Annotated in this window: 15 protein-coding genes; 3 read left to right on the forward strand and 12 right to left on the reverse strand. The window is 54.6% G+C overall.

Annotation, left to right across the window (positions count from 1 at the left end; all coding sequences use genetic code 11):
- The first annotated feature begins 82 nt into the window (after positions 1–82).
- Positions 83–1,195, forward strand: a complete 1,113-nt coding sequence (locus SK3146_RS09185) for an FtsW/RodA/SpoVE family cell cycle protein (RefSeq protein WP_249864793.1) — start codon at positions 83–85, stop codon at positions 1,193–1,195.
- A 187-nt stretch (positions 1,196–1,382) separates the two neighbouring features.
- Here SK3146_RS09185 and SK3146_RS09190 read toward each other — a convergent pair whose 3' ends face one another.
- From SK3146_RS09190 to SK3146_RS09220, 7 genes are all read right to left on the reverse strand, one after another.
- Complete coding sequence (locus SK3146_RS09190; protein ID WP_249864794.1) at positions 1,383–2,204, reverse strand: carbohydrate ABC transporter permease; 822 nt, start codon at positions 2,202–2,204, stop codon at positions 1,383–1,385.
- Positions 2,204–3,148 (reverse strand): carbohydrate ABC transporter permease, encoded by a 945-nt coding sequence (locus SK3146_RS09195; protein WP_249864795.1) that lies wholly within the window; start codon positions 3,146–3,148, stop codon positions 2,204–2,206. Before SK3146_RS09195 ends, SK3146_RS09190 begins: the two co-directional genes overlap by 1 nt.
- A gap of 41 nt (positions 3,149–3,189) precedes the next feature.
- Positions 3,190–4,515: an extracellular solute-binding protein gene (locus SK3146_RS09200; RefSeq protein WP_249864796.1), complete on the reverse strand. Its 1,326-nt coding sequence runs from the start codon at positions 4,513–4,515 to the stop codon at positions 3,190–3,192.
- Positions 4,516–4,663: 148 nt separating this feature from the next.
- On the reverse strand, positions 4,664–6,226 hold the full coding sequence (locus SK3146_RS09205; protein ID WP_249864797.1) for a response regulator transcription factor: 1,563 nt from the start codon (positions 6,224–6,226) through the stop codon (positions 4,664–4,666).
- Complete coding sequence (locus tag SK3146_RS09210) at positions 6,207–7,979, reverse strand: cache domain-containing sensor histidine kinase (RefSeq protein ID WP_249864798.1); 1,773 nt, start codon at positions 7,977–7,979, stop codon at positions 6,207–6,209. The genes SK3146_RS09205 and SK3146_RS09210 overlap by 20 nt, the downstream gene beginning before the upstream one ends.
- A 14-nt stretch (positions 7,980–7,993) precedes the next feature.
- On the reverse strand, positions 7,994–9,343 hold the full coding sequence (locus SK3146_RS09215; protein ID WP_249864799.1) for an extracellular solute-binding protein: 1,350 nt from the start codon (positions 9,341–9,343) through the stop codon (positions 7,994–7,996).
- A 192-nt stretch (positions 9,344–9,535) separates the two neighbouring features.
- Positions 9,536–11,581, reverse strand: coding sequence for a carbohydrate-binding protein (locus SK3146_RS09220; protein ID WP_249864800.1), 2,046 nt, complete (start codon positions 11,579–11,581; stop codon positions 9,536–9,538).
- Between the two features lie 178 nt (positions 11,582–11,759).
- Here SK3146_RS09220 and SK3146_RS09225 point away from each other — a divergent pair, with 178 nt between their 5' ends.
- Positions 11,760–12,551 (forward strand): helix-turn-helix transcriptional regulator, encoded by a 792-nt coding sequence (locus tag SK3146_RS09225; RefSeq protein ID WP_249864801.1) that lies wholly within the window; start codon positions 11,760–11,762, stop codon positions 12,549–12,551.
- Here the strand turns inward: SK3146_RS09225 and SK3146_RS09230 are convergent.
- The 3 genes from SK3146_RS09230 to SK3146_RS09240 all read right to left on the reverse strand — a co-directional run bounded on the left by SK3146_RS09230 (position 12,536) and on the right by SK3146_RS09240 (position 18,180).
- Positions 12,536–13,027, reverse strand: a complete 492-nt coding sequence (locus tag SK3146_RS09230) for a hypothetical protein (RefSeq protein ID WP_249864802.1) — start codon at positions 13,025–13,027, stop codon at positions 12,536–12,538. The two genes, SK3146_RS09225 and SK3146_RS09230, sit on opposite strands and share 16 nt — an antisense overlap.
- Positions 13,028–13,462: 435 nt before the next feature.
- Positions 13,463–14,764, reverse strand: coding sequence for an IS1380 family transposase (locus SK3146_RS09235; RefSeq protein WP_249860377.1), 1,302 nt, complete (start codon positions 14,762–14,764; stop codon positions 13,463–13,465).
- Between the two features lie 212 nt (positions 14,765–14,976).
- On the reverse strand, positions 14,977–18,180 hold the full coding sequence (locus SK3146_RS09240; RefSeq protein ID WP_249864803.1) for a hypothetical protein: 3,204 nt from the start codon (positions 18,178–18,180) through the stop codon (positions 14,977–14,979).
- Between the two features lie 23 nt (positions 18,181–18,203).
- Between SK3146_RS09240 and SK3146_RS09245 the strand changes: the two genes are divergently transcribed.
- Positions 18,204–19,326, forward strand: a protein-coding gene (locus SK3146_RS09245; protein ID WP_249864804.1) for an IS630 family transposase whose coding sequence is annotated in 2 segments (ribosomal slippage) — positions 18,204–18,634 and positions 18,633–19,326 — 1,125 coding nt in all. Because the reading frame shifts where the segments join, the coding sequence is not laid out codon by codon here.
- On the opposite strand, the gene SK3146_RS35000 is transcribed toward SK3146_RS09245, so the two are convergent.
- Together SK3146_RS35000 and SK3146_RS09250 are read right to left on the reverse strand one after the other, a co-directional pair.
- On the reverse strand, positions 19,323–19,457 hold the full coding sequence (locus tag SK3146_RS35000) for a hypothetical protein (RefSeq protein WP_283942815.1): 135 nt from the start codon (positions 19,455–19,457) through the stop codon (positions 19,323–19,325). The two genes, SK3146_RS09245 and SK3146_RS35000, sit on opposite strands and share 4 nt — an antisense overlap.
- Positions 19,458–19,624: 167 nt before the next feature.
- A complete protein-coding gene (locus SK3146_RS09250; RefSeq protein ID WP_249864805.1) occupies positions 19,625–20,971 on the reverse strand; it encodes an FAD-dependent oxidoreductase in 1,347 nt (448 codons plus the stop codon).
- Positions 20,972–20,979: the final 8 nt, after the last annotated feature.

Here is a 20,979-nt window from a genome sequence, read left to right on the forward strand (position 1 = left end):
ATGCTTTATAGTAATAGTATTACCAAACCGACAGAGCTTTCGGGCGGCTTCGGTTCCTATCTTCTCATTCGGAGTGGAAATCATGCTACGCAAAGCAAAACAATGGGATCTGCCTATTCTATTGATCATATTCCTTTTTATGGTATTGAGTACGCTCGTCATTTATAGCGCTACTTTCGATACAAACTATCAAGGGCTGCACAAGAACAATCTGATCACTTATTTGGTATTATTCGTGCCGATGCTCGGCCTCAGCTTATTGGATTACCGCGTCATCATCCGGCATCTATCCTATATATTATACGGCATTGGCATTTTGCTGCTGCTGATAGTGATGTTTAAAGGGATGGATATTAACGGCTCTCAGCGTTGGCTCGACCTCGGCGCAATGGCTTTCCAGCCTTCCGAGATCATGAAGCTGTTCGTCATTCTGGCATTGGCCAATTGGCTGAAAGCCCGCGACGGACACCCGCTCCGTTTCTTCCGCGATTTGCTGCCTTTGTGCGCCCTCGTAGGCGTTCCGTTCCTCATCGTGCTGAAGCAGCCCGATCTTGGAACTTCCGTCGTATTTATAAGCATACTCATCGGAATGCTGTGGATCGGGAATATCCGCATAAAGCATATTGGCATGGGAATCCTTCTCATGATCGCGATCGGCGCAGGCATCACCGCTCTCTACTTTTATAACATGGAATGGTTTTCCAAAATAGTGAAGCCCCATCAGCTAGACCGGATTCAAACGTTTCTCGATCCAACGGCCGATGCGAACAACAGCTGGCATGTGACGAACTCGATCCATGCGATTGCCGTTGGACAGCTGAAGGGAGAAGGCTTCCTGCAGGGAGCGATGGTCCAAGGAGGATTCATCCCTTACGATTATGCGGACTCTATTTTTGTCGTGATAGGGGAAGAATTCGGATTTATCGGCGCCTCGGTGCTGCTGCTCCTCTACTTCGTGCTCATTTACCGCATGATTTATTTGTCCAACCGCACGGCGGATTTGGAGGGCAGATACATGATCGTCGGCATCATCTCCATGTTTACGCTGCAAATATTCGAGAACGTGGCCATGCATACGGGACTGATGCCCTTGACGGGAATAGCCCTTCCGTTCGTCAGTTACGGCGGCAGCTCGCTGCTGACGAATATGCTGGCCATCGGCCTGGTGCTCAGCGTTAAACTTCATCGGAACTGAGCGCTTGCGGCCGGTTCTTACGGCAACCCAATATAGGGGAGACTCTCCGGCCCGATAAACGCGAAACCAAATAAGGCCGAAGCTCCCCATATTCGTAAACGAGCCTAAAAACAAATCGGCCCTGCCGCCGTAAGGCGGGCAGAGCCCTCCGTTAAACGAAACCTATGAAGCCTGCCTGCCTATGAAGCTACTTGACGGCCCCGCCGGTTAAGCCTTTGACGATTTTCTCCTGAGCCAGGAAATAGACCAGCAGGATCGGCAGGCTGGCTGCCGTGAGCGCCGCCATCAGCGCCGGGACGTTCACCGTGAGCTCCCCATAGAACTTCTGCATCCCGAGCGGGAGCGTCATATTCTCCGGGCTTGTAATCAAGACAAGCGCAAAAATAAATTCCGTCCACACGTGAATAAAGTTGTAGATGACGATAGTTGCGAGCGCCGGGGTCACCATCGGCAGAATGACGCTCCAGAATATGCGCCGGTGCGAGCAGCCGTCGATCTCCGCCGCTTCCTCCACTTCCCGAGGCAGCTCGGTCATGAACTGCGTGAGGATAAAGATCGAGATCGGCAGCCCGAAGGCGACGTACGGCCCGATGAGCGCCATCCAAGAATCGTAGATGCCCAAATCCTTCGTCAGCTTGAAGATCGGAATCAAGGTCGAGTGAATCGGCAGCATCATCCCTGAGACGAACAGCATAAATAGCGGCTTGTTCAGCGCAAAGCGCATCCGGCTCAGCGGATAGCTCGCAAGCGCGGAGAAGATGACGATCAGAAATACCGACAGCACCGAAATAAAAACACTGTTGAGAAAGTAGCTGGACAGCCCTTTTTGAAAAGCCAATACATAATTGCCGAATTGAATCGACGTCACCAGCGTAAACGGGCTTTTGAAAAATTCCTGCTGCGTCTTAAACGACGTCATCACCATATACAGGAACGGATACCCGGTAAACACCAGCAGTACGATGGCGGCTGCGTACAAGGGAGCGGAACGGATCGTTTTGAGAGCCATTACAACGCCTCCTTTTTCTTGCGGGCGTACTCCATGTATTGAATAATTCCGGCGGCCAGAAACGCCAGCACAAACATGGTGAAAGCCACTGCGCTCGCAAAGCCCATATTAAAATGAATGAACGCCTGCTTATACATGTAGATTCCCAAGAGCTCCGTAGCGTTGCCCGGTCCGCCGCCGGTCATGATGAAGAAGATGTCGAAAGCCTTCAGCGAACCGACGATAGCCAGAATCGAGGAGGTCACGATGGTCGGCACGAGCAGCGGGAAGGTGATCCGGGAGAACCGGTCCCACGGGCCCGCCCCGTCGATCTCCGCCGCTTCGTACAAATCCTCGGAGATGCCGACGATGGCGGCTTTGAACAGGATCATGTAGAACGGAGCGTACTGCCAGACGATGACGATCAATATCGCGGCCATCGCCGTCTTATTTTCGCTGAGCCAGGCGATATTCTCGAACCCGAACAAGCCGATCAGCTTGTTGACGGCTCCGCTGAGCGGATCGAACATAAACACCCAGAGCATCCCGATCGCCACGGTGGACATCAGAAAGGGCATGAAATAGATCGTCTGGAAAAAGCGCAAGCCTCTGATCGCCGAAAACAATAACAGCGCCATCAGCAGCCCCAGCGGGATTTGCAAAAACACCGAGGACAGCACAACCTTCATATTGTTGGCGAGCGAGCTCCAGAAGACCGGCTCGATAAAGAGCCGGGTATAGTTGGCGATGCCGACAAACGTTTTGTCAGGGCCGCCCTTCCAATCGAACAAGCTGTAATATAACGTTCCGTAGATCGGATAGATGATATACAGCAGGTACACGAGAAAGGCCGGAGCTATAAACATGACGATCGTCCATCTCTTGTCCCGCAATCGTTGCTTCTTCGCGGCCGTTGCCGCATTTGCCGCCGTCTTCTTCTCCCATTCGGCAACCGAGGTATTCATAACGTCCACCTCCCCGCTAAATTAGTTGATATCCGGTTTTGTCATTTCAGAATTTGCTTAGCCTTTTCTTCCATCTTCTTGGCGGCCTCTTCCGGAGTCATCGAGAGTCCGAACAGAGCCTGTGTCGTGTCCTTGTGCAGCTCGGCCAAATCCGGCGGCAGCGTTTGGTCGTACGGCCAGTGAATATCCTTCGCTTTCTCGGTCAGCGCGCCCAGCCGCTTGGCGAATTCGTCCTTGTAGGTGACTCCTTTCACGCCGACGAGCGAGCCGGTGCGATCGGAATACGCTTGAGCCGTCTCCGTGCTAGACAGCTCCTTGATGAGCTCGATGGCCAGATCCGGATTTTTGGATTTGGCCGATACCGACCATACCGGCGCCGACGCACCGCCCAAATCGGAAGGATCGCCCTTGCCGCTCGGCAATATCGGGAACGGGAAGAAATCCAGCTTTTTCTCATAATCCGGTGCTTCCTGGCGCACGTTGTTGACGATGGATTGAGACATGACCAGCATCGCCGCTTGCTCGGTGTACAGCAGCTGGCGGCCTTGTCCGGCATCCCACGGAATGCCGTTGAAGCCTTTGTTGAAAGCGTCGCGTTTCACCAGCTCCTGAATATATTTACCCGCCTGCACGTAGCCGTCGTCGTCGAAGCCCTGACCTTTGCGGCCCAAGGCGTTCTTGAATAAATCCGAGCCGGCGGCGCGATCCGCCAAATACATGAAGTAATAGGCTCCCGGCCATTTCGGCTGATTGGCCAGCGCAATCGGTATGACTTTGTTCTGCTTCAGCGTATCGACGACCTTCAGCAGCTCTTCCCAGGTAGCCGGCGGTTTCAAGCCGTGCTTGTTGAAAATATCTTTATTGTACCAGAATGCCGTGATGGACAAGCCTAGAGGAACGCCGTACGGCTTGCCGCCGAACTTGGCGTTGTCGAGCACCGTCTTCACATAATTGTTCTCGTCGATCTTGCCGGTAAGATCGAGCACATTGCCTTGGTTCACGAATTCCTTCAGCCAGCCGCCGCCCCAGGAATGGAAGACGTCCGGCGGGTTGCCGCCCGACATGGCGACGGCGAATTTCTGCTTGTAGGTGTCGTTCGGCGTCTGCAGCGCCTTGACCTCGACGTCGGGATGCTTTTTCTTGAAACGCTCGACCGCCTCCAAATACACCTTCTCTTTATCGCCCGGATCGATATACCAGAACTCCAGCGTCTTCTTGTCTCCCGTCTTCACCGCCTCGGCGGCGGGCTTCTTGTCTCCCGCGGGCGCCGCCCCGCCATCCGTCTTGCCCGTGCCGGCCGGTGCCCCGCCGCAAGCGGCCAGGAATGCCATAGATATAACCGTCAACGATGTAACTGCCTTTTTCATGAGAAGCCTCCCCTAATGGTTTATACGGTGGTTCGTTTCCTCTCTGGCTGTTCAAATATGTGACACTTTTATTGTAAAATTGCGTCTTTCATTTCAAAAGGGGAGAATCTTCAACAATAGGTTAGAAAAACTTCAGGAGTTCCTCCGATTACCCGCCGTCCTCCTCAGCCGACCCGCTGCCGAGCCGCCGCTCCCTATATTCCGAAGGCGTCAGCTGGTAGTGCCGCTTGAATAGCTGGCTGAAATATTTAACGTCTTCATAGCCGACGGAACGGGCGATCTCGCTTATTTTCGCGGCCGGGTCGCTCAGCAGCTCCCTGGCGCGTTCCAGCTTCTCCCGGACGAGAAAATCATTGAAGGTGCTGCCGGTCTCCCTCTTAAACACCTCGCTTAAATATCCGGGATGTACGTGCACAAGCCTGGCCGCCTGATGGAGATTCATTTTCTGGCTTCCCAAGTTGTCCTTGATATAGCCGATCACGCGCCGCACATAGGCGGCCGCTCCCCGATGCACCGTGGCATGGTATGCGTTCATGATCTCATGCAAATATTGCTGGAGCTTCTCTTGCAGAGCCGGTTCATCCCGGTCTCTCGCGACGGAGAAATCGGCTAAGCTCTCCTTCATCGCCTCGGAAGCGGACATTCTTTCGAACCAACGGGTTCCGCTCAAAGCCAGCGATTGGATATAGGACGAAAAGGATTCATAGGTCAGATCGGGTTGGCTTAAATAATCGCATAACCGCACCTTGAGCCACTGATTCAGCCGAATCGCGTCTCCGGCCGACAGCAGCTCCGCAAGCTCCACTTCCTCCTCGCGCGAGCATAGCGTGCGAGCTCCCTTGCGATGCTCAATCTGCCTGTAATGCAGCATTCGGTCCGGCAGCAGACCCCAATACTTGGACGTCTTCACGGCATCCGAATAGGAATCCGGCAATTGGTTAGGGGAAGCCGCCGGTCGGCCGGCGGCCCCGTAAATCGAGCATTTCAGCAGCTGCTCGATGCTGCCCAAGACGGCGCGCAGCTTCTCTTCCCATGCCGCCCCCTCCACGGGCATTAATGCGGTCACATGCTTGCTCGTGATCAGCGTTTCGCACGGAATCATCTCGCGCAGCATATTTTCGGCGGCGAAGCGCAGCAGCTGTCCGCCGCTTTCGCGCTCTCCCCAGCCTGTCGGCTGCAGCAGCACCACTTGCAGCGGCGTCTTGCCGATCGGGAGCAGCGGGAATGCCGCCGCGAGCCGGGCTTCCTCCACCGCAGCTCCGCCGGTCAGCCATCTCTCCAGCAAATGCTCGCGCATTTCCTTCTCCTGCCGGAACACTTGGCTCCTCGCCCCCCATTTGTCGCGGATGCGCTGGGCCGCACTCACCACAGCTTGAATAATATCGCCGGGGCGGCTCGATTTAAGCAGATAATCGCTGACGTTCTCGCGAATCGCACGCTGCATGTATTCGAAGTCGTCATAGCCGGTCAGCATGATGATCTCCACGTCCGGCAGCAGCTCTCTGGCCTCCTTGGCCAGCGCGAGCCCATCCTTGCCTTCCATTCGGATATCGGTCAGTATCAGGTCCGGCTTCTCTTGCTGTAGACGGTCCAGCGCCTCCTCGGCCGACTCCGCCGGCTCCAGAAGCTCGAAGCCGAGCTTCCTCCAATCGATAACCATGGACAAGCCTTGCCGGATAATAATTTCGTCATCAACGATCAATATTTTCATGTTCGTCCTCCTTCGCCGGAATGATAAAGGAAATCCTTGTGCCCAAGCCGGGCGCGCTTTCCAGAACGAGCTGGGAAGAAGCCCCATAGTGAAGCAGCAGCCGTTCGTTGACGTTGCGCAGGCCGTAGCCGCCGGTCGCATCCTCCGCTTGCTCGGCCGGCTGCAGGATATCCTCGGCAAGCCGGTTCAAGATCTCGGGAGACATCCCGATCCCGTCGTCCTGCACCGTAAAGCGGATGCCTTGCTCCTCCAGCATGGCCGTGACGTAGATCATGCCCTTGCGTTTGACCTTCTGCACCCCGTGAATCATGGCGTTCTCTACGAGCGGCTGCAGCAGCAGCTTCAGCATCGGCAGCCGCCCCGCCCTCGGGTTGACCTCGAAGTGAACGTCGAACCGGCCCGGGAACCGGATCGACTGGATCAGCGCATAATTGCGCACATGGTTAATCTCCTGCTCCACGGAGCAAAAATCCTTCCCCTTGTTCAGGCTGAAGCGTAAAAAATCGCTAAGCGCCCCCACCATATCGGCAATGCGCTGTTCCTGGCGCATCAAAGCGATCCAATGGACCGATGACAGTGTGTTATACAGAAAATGCGGGTTAATCTGCGACTGCAGCGCGCGAATGTCCGCTTCCTTCTTCCGCGTCTCGGATCGGATCAGCTGCTGCTTCAGCCGCTTGATCTGCTCTCCCAGCTGATTGTAGCTGGAGACGAGCTGGCCGATTTCGTCCGGGGATTCCAGCTGGTACAGCGGCATCGGCTCGTTCGGGTCGAGGCGGACCAAGAGCCTCCGCAAAATTTTCAGCGGCTTGGTCACATGCCGGACCAGAAATAAAATCAGTCCCGCAGTCAGCACCGTCGCCAAAGTGACCGCCGATCCCGTCAGCAGCCAAATATACCGGTTCTCTTCGGCATACAGCTCATAAGGGACGAGGCTGACGAGCATCCAGTCAAACTGGGGAATTTTGGTATACAGCACCGTCTTTTTGTCATGGCCCTCGCCTTCGGTATAAACCCCGGACGATAGCGTCGAGTCCAGCAGCAGCGATTCGGGAAACATCTCCTCCCACCGCTTGGAGAGCCACTCTTTGCGGCTGCCCGAAATGACCTCGCCCTGCTTGTCCAGCAGCATGACGTCACCCGGCCCGACGCCGAAATTCGGCGTTCCGAGATAGCGCGACAGCTTCTGCTCGTTAATGCTGATCGCGACGAAGCCGAGCGAATCGAAATTATCGGTGCTTTTCACCGCCCGGAGGAAAGAGAACACGAGCTCCGGTCCGTGAATGCTCTGCGTCCAATACAGCTCCGTCCACTTTTTGCCGGTTAAATTCCAGTCCTCAATGACGCTGGACAGGTTGGAGGAATACAGGTTCGGCGCTTGCAGCGGCTGGGTTTTATTTTTCGAATAAATCGAGATGTTCGTAATGTAATCCTTGGATTGAACCAAATTGGCTATTAACGTAAGAATGCGCGTCCTCTCGGGCGAATCGTAATCGAAGTCGCTCATATACTGCTGAACGTCCTTATCCCCGATTAAGAAGATCGACATATCCTCTACGTCCTGGGCGATAAACCGAACGTTGGCCTGAATCCGCCCCAGCGCGTCGATTCCGGTCTGCTTTGTTTTCTCCTCGTTGACGCGGGAAGAGGTCATGTACGAGAAGGCCCCGAGAAAAAATAACGGAATTACCGTAGAAATCAGCATCATGACGGACAGCTTGGCCTGCAATGATCTGTTCAGTGTCAGCTTCATCTTGTCCTCCGTCGTCAGCGCAGCTTGCCGAGTACACTCGCCTGAGTGTTCTGCAGCTTTTGCGCCAAAATTTCCGGGCTTCCGCCCTTCATCAGCTCCTGCAAACCGTCGCTGAGCGTCTCCACCGCCGCTGTCGTCAATTGGGTCTCATAGGAGGGCAGCAGCGTCACCCCCATCATAAGCTCATGGAGCTCGACGAATAGGGGATGGGCAATGGTGCGGTCAACCTCCATCCGATAACTGACCAGGGTGTTGCTGTCCAAAATTTGCCGCTGGGCAGAAGGGCTCGCCATCGCATAAATCAACCGGAACGCCGCGTCCAGCTTGTCGCCCTCCAGCTTGCTGTTGACCGCAAACCCGTTGCCGACGACCCCCGAGGTGGACATCGGCTTGCCTTTGCCGCCGGGAATGGTCGGCAGCAGCGCCAAATGGGTATGTTCGAGCACATCCTTCGGGGCGCTGTCGATCAGATTGCCGACGGCCCATCCCCCTTCGATAAACATCGCCGCCTGTTTCCGGTAGTACATTTGCTCCATTTGCATATTATCGATATAGTTGAAATTATCCTGGAAAGCCCCTGCTTTAACGAGCTGCCGCATTTTTGTAAGCGCATCCAAAAATTCTTGATCCGTAAACCGGGCGTTATTCTGCGAGAGCACATGCATAAACCAGTCCGTCCCGGTTACACGGTCGGCGAGCGTACTGAAAATGGTCGACTGCGCGACCCAAGAGGACTTGTTGCCCAAAGCGATCGGGGTAATCCCGTTCCGGTTAAACACCTTGATGGCGGCGAGCAGTTCGTCCCATGTGGCGGGCACGCCAACCTCGTATTTATCGAACAGCTCTTGGTTATAAAAGACGAAGGACGTCGGAGACATCGTCATCGGTACGGAATATTTTTTCCCGTCGACCGTGAAGGAATCGAAGGAATGCGCCATGAAGCTGCCCGCCCACTCGCTCTTTTGCCGAAGCAGCGAATCGATCGGCTGGATAAACCCGGCATTAGCGAATTCACGGGTCATCGAATCGGGCCAGATCAGAAACACGTCGGGCAATTCGTCGGCCGCCGCCATCGTCTTAAGCCTCGACCGGTAAGCATCCCGAATAATGCTTTGGACACGAAGTTCAATCTCCGGATTATCCTCGGCGAATTTGTCCAGCAAAGCTCTGAATCTTTCGGATGTGGAATCCTGCCCCGCCCAATCATGCCACACGGTTAAAGTAACCGTGTTCTTCCCGCGATCCGCGTTTCCCTGAACCGGAAGCTCCTGCGCAGGGAGAACTGAGCACCCGGAAATAGTCAGGATGAGCAAAATTCCATGCAAAGGGCAAAGAAAGCGCTTTCCCCAACTGGCAAAACCCATCGTTAGCTTCCTCCCTCTCTTGAGTCCATTGCATAAATTTGGACTAATGTTTCGAACATTTTATCATAGCGGCAAGGCGCGCGGCAATATGGTTTATCGTGAAGCGGCCGAGAGCCGCCCGGGGATGTCCGGTAGGAGCGAATCCTTTTCCGGTGATAAAGAAAAACGGAGCCTCACGGCCCCGTCTTCGGCTTAATGCTTAAACTTAAACCAATTGATATTGAACAAATACCCGCTTCCTCCCGTAAACTTCAGATACACATCGTGCGTCCCCGCAGCGCTGCCGCTTAAGGCGCATGATTGCGTCGCCCAAGTCTGCCAGCCGCCGGTACTCGTGACCGGACAAGTTCCCAGCAGGGTTCCGTTCAGGCTATCCAGTCTGATCTCGATGCTTCCTCCGGCCGTAGTCGCTACTCCTGCCTCGAATTGCGCCGGTCCGGCGGCGCCAAAGTTGACATTTTGAAACGCAATATAATCGCCGTTGTGAATATAACCGACGTTTTGGCCGCCTTCGGAGCTTGCTTCGCTTTTGACGCCCGACATGCTCGTGTAGTTTTCCGCTTCGATCGTCGAATAGGCGTCAATTCCTCCATACGCGGTTTTCAACCAATCCGCCGCACTCAACGTTACCTTCGATGCGCCGGCGTATTGGGTTACCGTGGACACTACGCTGGAGAGCGGGAATGTTTTGTAAGCGTAAGGCAGTTGCTCGGTATACCCGTAAGTGAAAGTAAACGGCGTCGACGGCGGGTTCGATTTACTCATGTTCTCGACCCCGACAATATGCGATGACCACGCCCAATTCCCGATCGTCGACTTGTCGTACCAGGTCATCCCGTTCGTGAACGCATTAACGCCGTTATTGTCCCAGCTGCTGCCGGTATACGTTCCGCTGCTGTTGGTCACAGTCGAATTGACGATTAAGCTATGGTTCATCGCATTTTGGAACAATGCGTCAAACGGCGGATTCATATTGGCCGTATCGTCTCCCTGGCGTTCCGCGCCGACCAGCGGTTCGTTAAATCCGTTATACACGTTCGTATCTCCGGCGATGGAAGCGCCGTTTCTGGCGTTAACTCCGCGCGATAATTTGTCCTTTCCGTAAGTTGAAATCGCTGCGACGGTATCCAAAATATTTTGATGCGTCGAATCGTCAAAATAATTATTGAACAAGTGCCCGGTGCCTTGACGAATCATCGGCAGGCGCTGCCCGACATTCGTGTAGCGGTTATACGCCATCGTGAGCCGGATTCTCTGATTGCCGTCTTTAATTTCGACTCCGTTGGAGCCGACATAGTTCGTATAATCCTTATCGCCGGAGCCCGACAAATGTACTTTGGAGTGGTAGGCCGCATAAGCCATAATCTGATTTTTGGCAGCGCCTCCATTGCGCATTTTATAATACAGGCTCGCAGACGGGTCCAGAGTGCCTGCCGCATATTTTTGCTCCATATAGTCGATAGACTTATAAATGGAGCTGCTCGAAGCCGGATTCGGGTTCGCCGCCAGTCCGAATTCATTCCAGGAGAATGTTACATTGGACGCGCCGTTTTCCAAATCGATCATGCCGTCGGCCGCGATAGAAAATTTGCAATGATCAATCCAAACGTTGTTGGCGCCATTCACCTTAATAAACGTCCAACCCACCTCTTTATGATCGCCGGAGTCGTCCCACTGCCACATTTCGTCAAAATTCAGATTCCGAATCACGATATCGTTGGACGTAGCCTGCAATTTCAGCTCGGCGTGCCTGATCGTCTTACCCGTAGCCGAGAAAATCGTCAGCCCGTCAATATTGGCGATATTCAGCTTGGATAAGCCGGAGGCGATTAACAGCGGATTCGTAAACCCGTTCGACGGATCGGGATATTTGCTGATGAAGCTGTATTGTGCGATTTCAGCGGAAGTGAGAGCTAATTCCGTCCATCCCAAGTTAATATCGGCCGTCACCTCAATCACTTTGACCGCGCCGCTGCCGGCGTCCTGAATCGCCTGCAAAAACTGTTTGCCGCTGCTGACCGTCCGATAATAAGAGGTGCCGACATAACTGCTCCGATCCTTCACTCCTAAAGAGGCGTAACCGGGAACCGATAAAAAGCTGCTGTCGTAACTCGTCTCCACCTTCGTCGCGTTAGGGATCGCGTTAATGACGGCCGCCTCCGCTGCGCCCGCACCCGCAAGAGGAGAAGTAATCAGCAGACCGCCTATAAGTACCGAGCTAAAAACTTTTCTAATCACGCTTCAATTCCTCCTTTAAATGTAAAATGAGCTTATTCATCCCGCCTTGCGCTTATCACCCCCTTCTAATTTAAAGCGTTTTCATAAAATGGCAAATATTTACTTGAATTATACCATAGCGCATGGTATGAATTTAGACATAAAGTATTGAAAGTTAGACAAAAATTGCACTAGGTGGATGAACATGCTGCCGTTCTACGAAATCCAAACGAAAGATTTGAGATTATTCCGCTTAACCAAGCCGTTGACGTTTCCGGCCCACATGCACAGAAACATCGAGCTGCTCTATGTGCTCTCCGGCGTTCAATATGTGCGGATCGATGAAACGGAGTATGCCGTCCATGAAGGCGAGGCGGTTGTCATTTTCTCTGATATCGTTCACAGCTATTTGAAAAAGGGCGACGAGCCCGCCGAAGCTGTTCTGCTCTTATGCAACCCGCGGTTATTGGGAGGCATGTTTCCCGATTTGGAAAATGTCCAGCCGGTCAATCCCTTCGTAGCCAAAGATAGCATTCATGAAGAGGCTGCCTATGCGCTAAGGCATATCAAGAAGAAGGAGGAATTTGCCTTAAAGCTTGGCTGGACTTACGTCATCATGTCCCATCTGCTTCGCCGTCTTGAATTCGCGCAGCGGCCGCGCGTCCCTGTCCGGGATATGTCCCAAAAAATCATCGAATATTTATCGGCAAATTTCAAGGAACCGGTAACGCTCGATTCTCTCGCCGCCGAATTTTGCGTCAGCAAATATTACATTTCCCACATATTTTCCAATAGAATCAAAATGAACCTTCGCAACTGCCTCGGCATGCTCCGCGCCGAATTCGCCGCCCAACTGATCCGCACGACCGATGACTCGTTATCGGAGATCGGCAGCCGCGCCGGGTTCGAAAGCCAGCGTACCTTTAACCGCGTGTTCCACGCCAAATACGGAATGTCCCCGCGCGAGTTCAGACATCATATCCGGAAATGATCTTTAAACGGATGCACTCTCCAGTCTTGTTCGCCGAGCAGCTTCTCGTCGTTCAATACAACGGTATGCGCATGCCGAATCATCTCCGTTCCGTCCATTTGCATGCCTTCATGCAGGTCCGTCAGTACGCCGTCACTCACGAAAGCGAGCGCAGCAGCTGCATACCACCCTATCCGGAATTCAAAGCTGTCTTGGCTGCTTATGCGAAAACGAACTTCCGTATCCGCCTCGCTCAGCTTGTCTTCAATACAATTTGGCGCCTTTTTTTTACCGAAAATTTTGGAGAAAAATGTCCCTTTCTTCCCCTCCATGCGGCTAACGGACAATTCAAATCCCGTTAACCATTCGGTCTGATTCAGATCTCGGTTGGGACAATCATAGACGACAACCTTGAACGGAAGAAATCCGGTATGATTACGGAACGAAAAGCCCGGAGCGATTTCCGCGTCTATATGAAACTTTCTTATTTCAGACAACCATTCAGGGATGATGCTGTCATCAAGCCCTTTAAGATGTACCGAGAGATCATAGCTCATATCCAGTCTCCTTCATCGCGCAATGAACTTCATAATCGACTTGCCTGGCTGTAATTTCAAGCGAAGCATTGTCGTCATCATCCCAGCCTATCTTTCCATCTACCATATTTTAACACAAGTCTCCTCAGAAAACTGCCGCTTATCAAGAAAAAGACCGCGCGAAACGCCGCGCAGCCTTATGCGATTCCCCATATATTTTATCCTGAATTTCGAAAGCGCATAAGAATGCGGTGGCGATCATCCAGGAGCGGATCAACAACTGTGAATAAGTGGGAGTGGGACCAGCGAAATTTTGAAACCAATATCCACATGGGGATAACTCCCCCCTCCCCAGAAAGGGGCATTGTTGTTTTCCATGTGAAATGTTGGAAGCCGTCACTCCAATTGAACCACTTTGGCTTCGATTCGTTTCCATGCATGACGACCGTCGAAATCCTTGATCAGCTTGAGCACGACCGCGCGACTATGCCGAACAAGCGTCGCCGCGCAATGAAAGAACTCCAGTCGGAATCTTGCAATCGTATAACCCTGATGCATCGGTTCGCAACAATCGCGCTTAAAGCGTTCGAACAAATTGTAGGCCAGCAACTTGATCAGCAGATCGACTTCATTCGCTTCAAAATCACTGGTCGCGATCCGGTCCATGGAAAAACCGTCTTTCGCCTCTTTGATGTAATTTTCCATGCAGCAACGCTGGTTGTAAAAGCGCCATAGGTCAATTGGTTCCCACTCCAGGTTGGTTACAATCGCTTCATACTGCCAGTCCTCGTCGAATACGATGCGGCCTTGACCGTCTTCGCAGACTTGCGTCTTACGAATGACCGCTACGCGACGGGGCTTTTTCCAGGACGTAGCTTTGTAAATCAAAGTGATGCCCTCGATGATCCAGTCCTCGTCGACATAGCGCGTCCAGTAGCGACAAGCCGCCACGTCGCTTGCGAGGCGTTTGGTCCATTTCATTTTGCCGACGTAACCGATCTTGCGGCCTTCCCACAGTTGGTAGAAATCCTCGCCGCCAAAGCCTTTGTCGAACCGGGCGTACGCCACTTGGCGCTCGCCGAGCAGTGCGAAGGTTTGCTGCAAAAAGTCGATTGCGTCGGTTGAAGAATGCGTGTTGCCGGGGCGAAGCCTCGCATTCAGATTCAAGTGGGTTTGCCCTTCAAAAGCCAGCAACGGATGGTAGCTGTTTCGTCCGGGCTTATGCGGATTGATGCCTTTGGCCGCGCCGGCCTGCTCCCCGTATACCGTCTCCACCGAGGAGTCCAGATCAAGGATTGGCTTGGACGGCAAGCAGAGATGAATGATTTCCATATTCAGCTTGCGCAGTTCCGTCGGGAGCTGCGGGCAGGATCTGCCCAGACGCGCGAGCTCCTTGTACAGCAAACTGTGATGCGGCAGACGGCCTCCCAGAAAACGACAAAGCAACACATCGTGCTGTAACTTGCGGAAATGAAAAATACGCCCGCAGCCCAGCATCCAGCCAACCATTAGATAGAGCAGGATGCGATGAACAGGAAAAATGGCGTTGTGCGCTTTGCCGCCGGAAAGGCGCTGCATGGCCTCGGCGAGCTTGATTTTTTCGAGATAGGCCAAAAAGATTTTGACGCCGCCGAAACTCGTGGCGTTCTGCAGCGAAAATTCGCTCTTGATTTTGCTGACCGGTGTGGTAGACTTCACCTAAAAGGTGCTCCTCTCTTTGGGTGATGTTGTCCTGGACAAACACCATTCTACCAAAGATTTGGAGCCCTTTTTATGTTTTTAATGCGCAGTACTTTCGAAATTCAGGTTTATTATAAATTTCCCCGCATCAAAGAGCAGCGGTCTTTGTACCTGCTTTCCTAGAATGGTGAAATGAGAAATTCGGCTCCGTTTCCGGGTCGGCTCCGTCTTTACTGCACCAGCTGTGCGTGGCGAAACAGCGAAGGGTCCTTCGGCGTCGTTCCGACTCCCGAGCCCCACTGCAAGAACCCGTCGCGGGAATCGCCCGTGGACCCCCGATCGTCGTCATTCACCAGGAACGACATTCCGACGGTTTGCGCCGGCGGTCCGTCAAACCCGAGCGACTCCCACGGCACAGAGATGACATAGCGGATGACGCCGCCGCTTTGAACGATGCTCGCTTGCGCGCCGGGAGTCGGTCCCGCCTGCTGGCCGGCCGGCGCTGCGAAGGTGTATACCGCCGGTCCGCTGTCGAGAAGCGCCGCGCCGAATTCGACGCGCTCGCCTCCAGCCTGCCCCGGCGCCCGGTCGTAGATGCTGAACTGGATGGAATCGGTCTGCCACATGGTACCCGGCACGCGCGCTCCGAAATGTTTGTCGTCTGCGATCGTGGCGTCAATCACAAGCGCATCATTGTTGTAGTTCATATACAGCTGCCCGCTTAGATCGCTGTCACCGCTGCGCGTCCCCAGCATCGATACCCAGCTCGCTTGCGTTGCCAGGTCGATTGCAGGCAAGGTGCGGTGGTCTATGGGCTCGATGGGAGCGTAGGAAATCGTTCCGGACAAGGCATCCGAACCGCCGACGCTGTCGACGGCCACGCTATAGCTTAAGGAATCGAACAACGGGATGCCGGAGAGCGGGACGCGCATCGACGCGGTTTCACTTGCAGGGACATACACCGCAGACGATACGGTCCCTGATGCCGGCCCGACCTGATAGGTCACTTGAGTTACCGCGAGAGTGCTGCTCCGATTGTTCTTCAGCGCGATGTCGAGAAAGTAGCTGCGGGACGCCGCATCCGATGTAATCGTCGGCTGGACGCTGATCTCGAACGGCTTGACGACCGTTGTCGCCGCCCTCAAGCCGGCAATAAGACTCGGATTGTGCGTATGCTTGTTTTTGCCCCCTTTTCCCGGCTGCGCTTTCATCACGTCTACGGCTACGGTCCGCTGACCGAGGAGCGCGCTTGCAGGAACGCTGACGTCGGCGCTCGTTACTTTGCCCGGAGAGGTGCGCAGCTTAACCGGCTGCGCCCCGTGCGCCATGATGGTCAGTTCATTGGGAAGATCCGTCCTGCGATTCGAGCGGTCTGCAGTTACCGTAACTTGGACCGTATCTCCTTGGATCGACTGGCCGCCAACTTTCATTGTGATCGCGGACTGCGTCGCCCCCAAGCGGTTTATGCCGCCTGTGACGTAGATCGGACTGCCGGTGAGCGTAAGAACGACCTGGCCGTCTGTCGGATTGACCGTCTGCGTTGAGCCGTACTCATTCGTGATGCTCAAAGGCTGGGTCGTGTGCAAAGCAACGGTCTCGGAGCCGGTGGACCACATCACCCGAGTCGTCGAGCCTCCTCCCGTGAACGGGTACGAGTAGGCGGTAGCGGAACCGAGGTCGTCGCGCGCGCCAAGCGTCTTTCCGGTCACCGCGCGAATGAGCACGGCGTTGGCGATAGCGCCCGGTTTCGGGGCTACACCGGCTACGCCGGCGACCGGCTGCCTGAACAGCCCAAAATGATGCTCCCTATTATTGGGGTCCGTACCGTCATCCATGGCGGAGTACCAGTTGAAAACGTCCACGCCCGCAGCCTTTGCCAGCACTTGAGCGCGCACCAGATTATCCGCTTGCTGGAGCTCGGTGGAGCCTGGGGCATACGTCGGCCAACCGTTCTCCGTAATCCACACGGGGACATTCCGGCTCCCGGCCGCCTGCTTCACCTGCTGCACCAGCGCAGGAAGCTTCGAGACCAGCAATGTGTGCTCGGGCGGGGTGTTTGCCCCCTCCAGAGCGTAGCCGTAGACATTCGTCGCGAACGTATCGATGTAGTTGATGCCGCCGGCCGCGAAAAAGGCATTATTCCAGTTATCGTCAATCGTGGAGGTAATCGGGCCCATGACGTTCGCGTCCGGGTTTCCTTCGTGAATCGGTCCGTACATCGCTTGAAGCATCTGCACATAGCAGGCTGCAGTAGTGCCGCATGCGCCGTTGTTGAAGCCGGTGCCGTTAAACTCGTTGTAGATGTTGAAGTCGCTGACCTTGCCCATATAGTGTGCGGCGGCAGCTTTCCCGAACTGGCCGAATGCGGCCAGACCTGCCGCAGAGCTCGGCGTTTTCCCGTTGTCGTAATTGGCGTTGTTGTAGGCCAGGACGCCCTGAGGGGTCATGCCGAGGTCAAGAGCCTGCTGTGACTTGGCTTCAAAGTCATACCCGGCCCAGTTGTACACGCCCGGCTGCTTTTCAATGAGCGACCAATTCACATCGCTTCGAACGTGTCCGTAGCCGATGGTCGCCAAAGCGTTCATCAGCCCGTCTTCAAGAGATTTGTAGTGACCGAAATGGGTGCTGATCCCGAAGAAGGAGCCGGGACTCAACGCGTCCGCCGGCGGCGGGGTCACAATGCCGAACGTTGTGGTGTGCGTTACCGTTTGGCCGTCAATCACGCTTGAGAACGTGAGGTTGTAGAATCCGGGCCCAAGGTCCTGCACGGATAGCGGAGCATGTCCATCGGCGCCTACGGGGATCGATCCCGTGCGAAGACTAACGCCCTGATCATCTGCAATGTCGTATGAAATCGAGTCGCCCACCGTACCGAAATCAAGGCTTGCCGAATCGGTTGTGAAGAGCAGGCTCGGGTTCATCACCGACAATGCCGGTGTCGTTGCAAAGGTCACTTGGACTCGTGCGAAGCAGATTTCTGGCATGACCCCGTTAACGCTGTGAACGCGCAGACGGAAATCCGCGCCGTTCGTGCCGTTGGCGAACTTGATTCCGCTCAGTTCAAAGATCTGGCTTTTCCAAGTTTGACTGCCGCTCGTGGGCATCCACGGGGTAGCCTGATAGGCGTTGCTCTGGCCGTCGTACTCGATAGCCATGGTCGTCGCCGCTGCGTCAAAGTAATCGACGGCCACAATCGCATACGTCGCGCCTGCAGGCTTCGCGGAGCTTGCGACATCGACATAGATATAGGGATTCAGCGGATTTTGCGACGTCGCCCAGCACGCCGTGCCGCTTTGGGTCGTCGCGGCATGCGCCGGATCTTTGTCCGCGTCGCCGGGCCAAGCCTTGCTGACCCCGTTGTACGCGGGGGGCGAACCTAGTACTTCGTAACGGAAGAAATTAATGGTAAAGCTACAGCCAGCCGATTTATTCAATAAAAAGATATGAGGGACTGGCGATGGAAAAAAGATGGGTAGTCGAATTGAGCCAAGAAGAACGCGAACAATTAGAACAACTGATCAATAAAGGGAAAGTGGCCGGTCACAAAATCAAACATGCGCACATGTTGCTGAAAGCCGACGAAGGCGAACATGGACCGTCGTGGCCAGATACTCGGATTGCAGAAGCCTATAATGTGAGTGAAAGCACCGTTCGGAATTTGCGAAAACGGTTAGTAGAAAAAGGCTTTGAAGCCGCGCTGGAGCGAGAAAAGCAAACCAATTATAGGACCAAGCTAGATGGCGAAGCCGAGGCGAAACTGATCGCGATCGCATGCAGTCAGCCGCCGGAAGGCTACAGCAGATGGTCGGTTCGGTTGCTCGCCGATCGCTTGGTCGAACTGGAAATCGTCGATGCCGTTTCGCACATGACCGTGCAGCGGGTGATGAAAAAACAAACTCAAACCATGGTTGAAGAAGCAATGGTGTATTCCGGAAGCTTCCGGCGAGTTTGTCGCACGCATGGAAGACGTGTTGGATGTCTACCAGCGTCCTCATGATCCCAAGCGCCCATTGGTCTGTCTGGACGAAACGAATCGGCAACTGACACGGGAAACGCGGCCCTCCATCACCGCCAAGCCGAATCAGCCGGAACGGATCGACTATGAGTACAAACGCAATGGCGTCGTCAATTTGTTCATGATGTTTGCGCCGCTGGAAGCCAAACGTCATGTGTACGTCTCGAATCAGCGAGCGCGAGTCGATTTCGCGGCCTGCATCAAGGAATTGGTGGACGTTCACTATCCCGAAGCCGACCGGATTGTTCTTGTCATGGACAATTTGAACACGCACAGCGTCGGTTCGCTTTATGAAGCATTTGAACCCGCTGAAGCCAAGCGATTGGCGGACAAACTGGAAATCCATTATACACCGAAGCACGGAAGTTGGCTCAACATGGCCGAAATCGAAATTGGTGTCCTCAGTCGCCAAGCCTTGTCCGGTTATGTCTCTACAAAAGAAGAAATGATCGCACGCGTTGCGGCTTGGCAAGCCGCACGGAATGCTGAACGCTCCACCGTCAATTGGCAATTTACGACACAGGACGCTCGGGTCAGGCTCAAAAGGTTATACCCTGTAATTTAAGCGTTACGGAGTACTAGAACCGCGTCGGCCTGCGGCTGAGCAGCGGCGGCTTGGGGCGCCGTCTCTCCAAGAATGCTGACGGCCACAAGCAAAACAAGCATCAAACGGATCATCCACTTTTTCACGAACATCAATTTCACTCCTTTATCTTGGCCCTAAGGCTAATTGCAGGCATTTGTAAGCGTTTACTATTTTGGGTTTATACGACCGCCTCGACGTAAACTAAAAAAGTAACGGAACAGGCGGCCTGACCGGCCGCCCGGATACGGAAACGATAGCTCGCTCAGCTTGCTGCCCTTCAAGATTCTTTCATTTCTGCCGCCCACGCAGCGCTTGCAGGCATCGGGGTCCGCTCCACCTCCCCTTCGATAAATTGCCCCCGCAGCTGGAGAATGAACCGGATGTGGGCGGGGTTAACCTCCCGGACATCCTCGAGCCCCTGGAACACGCAGAGCGCGGCGGCCGTTCCCGCCGCTTCCCCGATGGCGCTGACCGAAGCCATGATCCGGTAGGAGCTGTGGGCTTCGTGAGTGCCGCTGATGCAGCGCGAGCTGAGCAATAGATTGGCGCAGCCCTTGGGAATCAGCGAACGGTACGGGATATGGTAATAGCCCGGCTCGGGAATGCTTTCCAGCCTGGTTGCGCCTCCATCCGGACTATGAATGTCCAAGGCATAGGCGCATGCCGCCACCATATCGTCAAAGCGCCTGCTCTGCAGGCAGTCCTCTGCGGTCAATACATATTCTCCGACAATGCGCCGCCCCTCCCGGATACCCAGCTTGGGGGCAATGTAATCCAGCTTCGCATGATGGAAAGCGGGATGCTGCCGGATCGTCTCAAACAACTCCTGCGCCTGCCGAATGCCCTCCTCCTTGCCTCTGGCAACGGTTTCCGGCCGGGTCGGGTCTACATCCAGCACCGAAGTGGAGTTGAACAGCAGCGCTTTTCCGTCCGGATAAGGAAAACAAGTGATGCTTTGCCGGGGGTTGCCGGTGCGCCCCGCCGCTTTCATGTCGAGATAATAAGGCAGCAGCTCCTTGCGCAGCGAATGAATGGCCTGCCATTGCCGAATATCCGGCTCCTTCAGCAGGGAGCAGTCGATCCCGCTGACCTTGAAGGTGGCGGTGGCGGACTGCAGCTTACCGTCGCCTTCTCTGCCCAGTTGATACTCCATTCCCGCCAGCGCGGAAAGGTTGCCGTCAGCCGTGGCGTCGAGGTATACTTTGGCGGTAACCGCAGCCGTGCGGCTGCCCTCGATATGCAGACGGACAATGCGTCCGTCCTGCCGGTCCGCTTGCGTCACCTGACAGTTCGTCCATAACGTAAGGGTCGGTTCGGAGGCCAACAGCCTCTCGTACGCAGCCTTCAGCTCCTGCTCGTCGTAAGTGGGAACCAGCTTCTCATTGTAATGCGTATATGCGGCGGGAAATAACTCCCGGTGAATGCCGCTCGTAATCGGTCTGCCCTGCGAATCCCGGAAGGTGCATATCAGCGATACGCTGGAAAATACGCCTGTTCCCCCCACTTCCCCGGCTTGCTCAAGCAGCAGCACCTTCATCTGCAATCTTGCCGCAGCCAGCGCCGCGCTTATTCCTCCGACGCCCGCTCCCGCGACAATAATATCAAAATCAAAAGACTCGCTCATGACGCACC

Source organism: Paenibacillus konkukensis, assembly GCF_023523925.1.
Taxonomy (GTDB): domain Bacteria; phylum Bacillota; class Bacilli; order Paenibacillales; family NBRC-103111; genus Paenibacillus_S; species Paenibacillus_S doosanensis.

Coding starts and splice junctions, on each gene's coding strand:
- SK3146_RS09185 (WP_249864793.1), top strand. CDS start 83: ATGCTACGCAAAGCAAAACAATGGGATCTGCCTATTCTATTGATCATA.
- SK3146_RS09190 (WP_249864794.1), bottom strand. CDS start 2,204: ATGGCTCTCAAAACGATCCGTTCCGCTCCCTTGTACGCAGCCGCCATC.
- SK3146_RS09195 (WP_249864795.1), bottom strand. CDS start 3,148: ATGAATACCTCGGTTGCCGAATGGGAGAAGAAGACGGCGGCAAATGCG.
- SK3146_RS09200 (WP_249864796.1), bottom strand. CDS start 4,515: ATGAAAAAGGCAGTTACATCGTTGACGGTTATATCTATGGCATTCCTG.
- SK3146_RS09205 (WP_249864797.1), bottom strand. CDS start 6,226: ATGAAAATATTGATCGTTGATGACGAAATTATTATCCGGCAAGGCTTG.
- SK3146_RS09210 (WP_249864798.1), bottom strand. CDS start 7,979: ATGAAGCTGACACTGAACAGATCATTGCAGGCCAAGCTGTCCGTCATG.
- SK3146_RS09215 (WP_249864799.1), bottom strand. CDS start 9,343: ATGGGTTTTGCCAGTTGGGGAAAGCGCTTTCTTTGCCCTTTGCATGGA.
- SK3146_RS09225 (WP_249864801.1), top strand. CDS start 11,760: ATGAACATGCTGCCGTTCTACGAAATCCAAACGAAAGATTTGAGATTA.
- SK3146_RS35000 (WP_283942815.1), bottom strand. CDS start 19,457: ATGTTCGTGAAAAAGTGGATGATCCGTTTGATGCTTGTTTTGCTTGTG.
- SK3146_RS09250 (WP_249864805.1), bottom strand. CDS start 20,971: ATGAGCGAGTCTTTTGATTTTGATATTATTGTCGCGGGAGCGGGCGTC.